Source organism: Priestia flexa NBRC 15715 (genome assembly GCF_001591565.1).
GTDB lineage: Bacteria > Bacillota > Bacilli > Bacillales > Bacillaceae_H > Priestia > Priestia flexa.
Genome location: NZ_BCVD01000178.1, coordinates 1 through 5565, shown reverse-complemented (window position 1 = coordinate 5565; position 5565 = coordinate 1). Strand labels below are relative to the sequence as shown.

Annotated in this window: 3 protein-coding genes; 2 read left to right on the top strand and 1 reads right to left on the bottom strand. The window is 36.1% G+C overall.

The window, feature by feature from the left end; translation table 11 throughout:
* Nucleotides 1-275, bottom strand: a 275-nt coding sequence (locus BFL01S_RS18755; RefSeq protein WP_156474957.1) for a hypothetical protein, incomplete at its 3' end; no start/stop codon positions are given.
* A gap of 238 nt (nt 276-513) precedes the next feature.
* Here BFL01S_RS18755 and BFL01S_RS18750 point away from each other — a divergent pair.
* Both BFL01S_RS18750 and BFL01S_RS18745 read left to right on the top strand, forming a co-directional pair.
* Nucleotides 514-1401: a helix-turn-helix domain-containing protein gene (locus tag BFL01S_RS18750; protein WP_061786626.1), complete on the top strand. Its 888-nt coding sequence runs from the start codon at nt 514-516 to the stop codon at nt 1399-1401.
* A 488-nt stretch (nt 1402-1889) separates the two neighbouring features.
* A complete protein-coding gene (locus BFL01S_RS18745) occupies nt 1890-5534 on the top strand; it encodes a bifunctional 2',3'-cyclic-nucleotide 2'-phosphodiesterase/3'-nucleotidase (RefSeq protein ID WP_061786625.1) in 3645 nt (1214 codons plus the stop codon).
* The last annotated feature ends 31 nt before the right edge of the window (nt 5535-5565 follow it).

The window sequence follows — 5565 nt, the reverse complement described above, 5'->3', positions numbered from 1 at the left end:
TGTCTCAGTCTCTTTTTAACTACTTTTTTACACGTATCGATTGTATATAAGAATGCTGCTTGTTTATAAGCAATATCATTTATTATGACAGCCTGAGTTTCTGATAACTGATTTGATTGGTATTGTATAGAAGAGATGCCCTGTTGAATCGTTTCATTTGCTGTCGTCATTTGATCCATAGTTGGCATAATTTCTTTTTTAAAGGAAATTACGCGATAAATGAAAAAGCAAGCAGAGACAATTATAAGTGCAAGGCTTAAGTAAATAATAATCAAAATTTTCAACTCCTTAAGTAACAGTTGTTTTATGAATAAAATACCCTCATTTTTTGTTTTTAAACGAGGAGTATATATCATGCTTAATCTCAGTGTAAAGCTATGAATATTGCTTTTTGTTTGGAATTATTTTCTTGTTTCTGTTGATTCAAAAATGAATAAAATGGTACAATAGACTTATAAAATATGATAGAACGTTGTTTAAACAGGTTTTATTGATAATAAATAAGGTGATTTCTTGAACGACAGACAGCATGTAGGAAAACTTATTCAAAATCTAAGAAATATAGCCAAGTTATCTCAAGAAGAACTTTCTGACGGGATATGTTCCAAAGAAGAACTTGATTTGTATGAAACAGGAGCAAAAGCAATTCAGGGTGACATTTTATATAAAATATCAAAGCGTCTAGGCGTATCTATGAATTATTTTTTTGAAGTAGGAGAGTTAACTCCTAATGACTATTCCAAAGAAATTAAAGAGACCATTCGCTATTATATTCGCAAGAGAAATTATGAAATGGTGTTGCATGTAGTAAACAAAGAAAAGAAAAACCCGATGTTTCAAGATCCGTTTCATGCTCAGTTCTTTTTATGGCACGAAGCGATTTGTGATTATTATATTCATCACTCTTTTCCAACAGCTCTAGAAAAATTAGAGCGAGCTATTTCGTTTACTCGCACAAGTGAACATTTTTATTCTGAAAAAGAAATTGCAATCTTGAACAGCATTGCCATCATTTATGAGGAAGAAGGAGATTTGAAAAAAGCATTTAGTGCGTATATGGAAGCTCTACAACATATTACGCTTCTTCCTAAATTAAAAGATCCGCTTGTAAAAATTCGCATTCTCTATGGACTTTCAAAAGCGCTGTGTGATATGGAGCGTTATGAAAAGTCAATTAAGTACGGAAGACTTGGTCTAGAGCTCTGTGTAAAGCATGAAACTCTATATTTATTGGGAGAGCTACATTATCAGGTAGGTGAGTCCTTATATAAAATTGGCAAAAGTGAAGAAGGGCTATCCTGTCTCCAAAAATCGATTCACATATTTGAAATTGAAGAAAACGAACGATTTGTTTCGTTAGTAGAGCAAGAAATACAGCTTTTACAAGCAGATTTTAAATAGCTATAAATGAAAAAGAGGACCTAAAATAAAACATTAGGTTCTCTTTTTTATCTGCATAATGAAAAATAAGTAAAAATAACTAGTTGATGGAAGGCAATCTAACCAGATAGATTTTAAGTTGTTGCTTTTTTAATATAGTTATTTAAGAGTTTTGTTATTCTTTTTGGAATATAAAACCCCAATAGACCATAAAATTTTTTGGTTTGTCGAAGAAGCTAATATTTTTGTAGGATTTTAGATTTTTCTGTAGTTTGTCAGAGAGTATGACAGAGTTAAGGGTATATGGATAGGTTTTCTAACAAAAAATCCGAAAAATAAAATGATTTAAAATACCTATCATTTCCCCTTTTATTTCCAAAATGTAGGTATGTTAACGACGTGTAAAAGATTATTTACGAACAAGTCAAAAAATTTACAACTTATTTAAAATCTTTTCTGCTATACTATTTTTGAACAGTCTACTAATCTACTTGAAAGGTGAATGATACATGAAAAAGGGTAAACACAACAAAGCGAAAAAAATATTATCAACCTCTTTGGCGTTATCGTTATTATCAATGCCTCTTGTAACAACAACTGTATCTGCTTCTAGTAATCATGAGAACCACCAGAATTCATCTGAAAAAAAAGAGAAGCATCCAGGAAAGAAAGATTCAATTGTCAAAATGCGCTTAATGGAAACAACTGATATTCATACGAATCTATTAAACTATGATTATTACAAAGATGCTCCTTATGAAAAAGTAGGATTAGTGAAGACGGCTTCGCTTGTTAAGCAAGCGCGCAGCGAAGTGAAAAACAGTTTATTAGTTGATAATGGTGATTTAATTCAAGGGACACCGTTAGGTACATATAAAGCGACGGTAAAACCACTTAAAAAAGGTGAAGTTCATCCTGTCTTTAAAGCAATGAACGAAATGGACTATGATGTTGCGACTCTAGGAAATCATGAATTTAACTACGGCTTAGATTATTTGGAAGAAGCTTATAATGACGCTGACTTTCCTTATATTAACGCCAACGTATATATTGACGATCACGATAACAATCCTAAAAATGATAAAAATAAATTTACTCCTTACAAAATTGTGAATAAAAAAGTTGTGGATGAGAACGGAAAGAAGCACGTTATTAAAGTAGGTTTTATCGGCTTTGTCCCTCCACAAATTAATGAGTGGGATAAAGCAAAGCTAGATGGTAAAGTCATTACGAAAGATATTGTAGACACAGCGAACAAGTTTGTACCAGAAATGAAGAAAAAGGGAGCGGATGTTGTCATTGCCCTTGCTCATTCTGGATTTAGCAGCAACAAAGATAACTCCGAAGATACGATTTATGCCCTAAGTGAAGTAAAAGGCATCGATGCGATTACGTTCTCTCATACGCATAAAGTGTTCCCGGCAAAAACAGAAGCAGCGCTTGATGGTCTATTCTTAGACGTAAATAAAAAGCCGCTTCCAGGCGTAGATAATGCAAAAGGAACAATTAACGGTGTGCCAGCTGTACAAGCAGGGTACGGCGGAGGTTCTCTCGGCTTAATTGACCTGTCTTTAGAAAAGAAAAAGGGCAAGTGGTCTGTTATAAACTCACAGTCTTCAACAAGAGAGATTTATAAAGATGTAAAAGATCCACAAACAGGAAAAACAGTAACGCAAAGCACGGTGGAATCTGATAAAAAGATTTTAAAAGCGATTCAAAAAGATCATATGAACACAGTGAACTACGTAAATACGCCAATCGGTAAAACAACGGATGATATTCACAGCTACTTTGCGCTGGTTCAAGATGACCCATCTATTCAAGTTGTAACAAATGCTCAAAAGTGGTACGCAGAAAAATATATTGCGGACAATAAGCCGGAATACAAAGACCTTCCAATTCTATCAGTTGGTGCTCCGTTTAAAGCGGGTCGAAATGGCGTAAATGAATTTACAGAGATTAAAAAAGGCGACTTAACTATTCGCAGTGCGGGCGATTTGTATTTGTATGACAACACGTTGAAAGCAGTCAAAGTAAAAGGTTCAGTTGTGAAAGAATGGATTGAAATGTCAGCTGGAAAGTTTAATCAAATTACGCCAGGGAAATCGGAAGAGCAAGAACTTTTAAATCCTTCCTTCCCTGTATACAACTTCGACGTAATTGATGGGGTTCAGTATCAAATTGATGTAACAAAGCCAGCTAAATACGATGGGAATGGTAATGTTATTAACGCAAATTCAAGCCGTGTTACGAACTTAACCTATGATGGCAAGCCAATCGATTTAAACCAAGAGTTTATCGTTGTAACGAACAACTACCGTGCAAGTGGAGGAGGAAACTTCCCAGGTCTTAAAGGTAGCGAGCTAGTGGTAGATTCAGCGGATGAAAATCGTCAAATCTTAATGGATTATATTACAGAACAAAAAGAAATTACGCCAACTGCTGACAACAATTGGTCTATCGCACCGATTAAAGGAGAAGCAAATGTTACCTTTACATCATCTCCAAAAGGAGAAAGCTATGTAAAAGAAGGTAGCAACATTTCTTACACAAATAAAACAAATGACCAAGGGTTTGGAATCTTTAAACTGAACTTAAGCGGTGGAACTTCAACAGATCCGGTTAAGGTTCAGCTATTAGGCATGAACGATCTTCACGGTCAGTTAGATACGGATACAAAATTAACCTTAAATGGACAAAGTGTTCTTGCTGGTAGCATGGAGTACACGGCAGCGGCAATGAAACAGCGTGAAAAAGAAAATGAAAACACGCTTTTAGTTCATTCAGGAGATATGATTGGTGGAAGCCCACTTATTTCAGCTTTATTCCAAGATGAGCCAACGGTTGAAGTAATGGAAGCGATGGGCTTTGATGTAGGTACGCTTGGTAACCATGAGTTTGATGAAGGGATTTCTGAGCTACACCGCATGATCAAAGGTGGAGATCATCCAAAAGGCAATCCAGGATACGATGGTATGAATTTTCCTGTTGTGGCAGCTAACGCATATGATACGTCAACAAATAAACTAATTACCGATCCGTACGCAGTTAAAGAAGTAGGTGGCCAAAAGATTGGCTTTATCGGAGTTGTGACGCAAGAAACTCCTTCAATGATTGTTCAAAAAGGAAACGAAACGTTAAAAATTACTGATGAAGCAGAGGCGGTTAACAAGTATACAAAAGAGCTCAAAGACCAAGGTGTGAAAGCAATCGCTGTGCTAGCTCATAACCCTTCTGTACAAAATGGAAGAACAGATGCTTTTGATGCTGCTGATATTGCAGAAAAGGTAGATGACGAAGTAGACGTAATTTTTGCTGCTCATAACCATGCAAAAGTCAATCAAGTCGTTGACAATAAATTAATCGTTCAAGCGTATTCATACGGCTCTGCGTTTTCGGATGTAGACATTGAAATCGACCCTGTAACAGGGGACATTAGTAAGAAACAAGCAGAAGTTGTGACTGTATACCAAAAGGACTATACACCAGACCCTGCGGTTTCCGCTATCTTAAACAAGTATGAAGAAAAAACGGCTCCAATCAAAGCAGAAGTAGTGGGTGAATCACTTACTACTTTACCTAAAGGATACCCTACAAATGGTGAAGTGGGAGACGTTGCTTTAGGAAATCTTTTAGCTGATGGAATGAAGTACGCAATGAATTCTGACTTTGCTTTAATGAACGGTGGCGGTTTACGTGCTCAGCTTGATGCGGGTGAAGTAACGTTTGGTGATTTATTCTCCATTCAACCGTTTGGAAATGTCTTAAACAAAGTGACCCTTTCAGGAGCTGATCTTGAAACGGTATTAAACAACCAGATTGCAGCTTCTGGACTTGATTTTCACGTTGCAGGTTTCCATTACACATGGGACCCAGCTACGCTAAAAGTCGTTGATTTAACTTTACCTGATGGAACGCCTTTAGATCCATCTAGAGAGTATACGGTTGTTGTCAATAACTATATGTATGGCAATACAAAATATGGAATCGGCGAACTATCGAAAGATATGGAAGTTGGTCCTGAAGATTTAGAAGCTACGATTGCTTATGTAAAGACGCTTCAGCAACCATTTGATTACAAGGTAGAAGGTCGCATTCAGCAAGCAGTTGTGGGTGCGAACAGTCAGCCAACGGAATTAAAGAAAGCTCAATAATAACATGTTTTATGTAAAAGAGACTGAGACA

Bases quoted from the DNA above. Each gene is read 5' to 3' on its own strand.
- BFL01S_RS18745 (WP_061786625.1), top strand. From the start codon at position 1,890: ATGAAAAAGGGTAAACACAACAAAGCGAAAAAAATATTATCAACCTCT.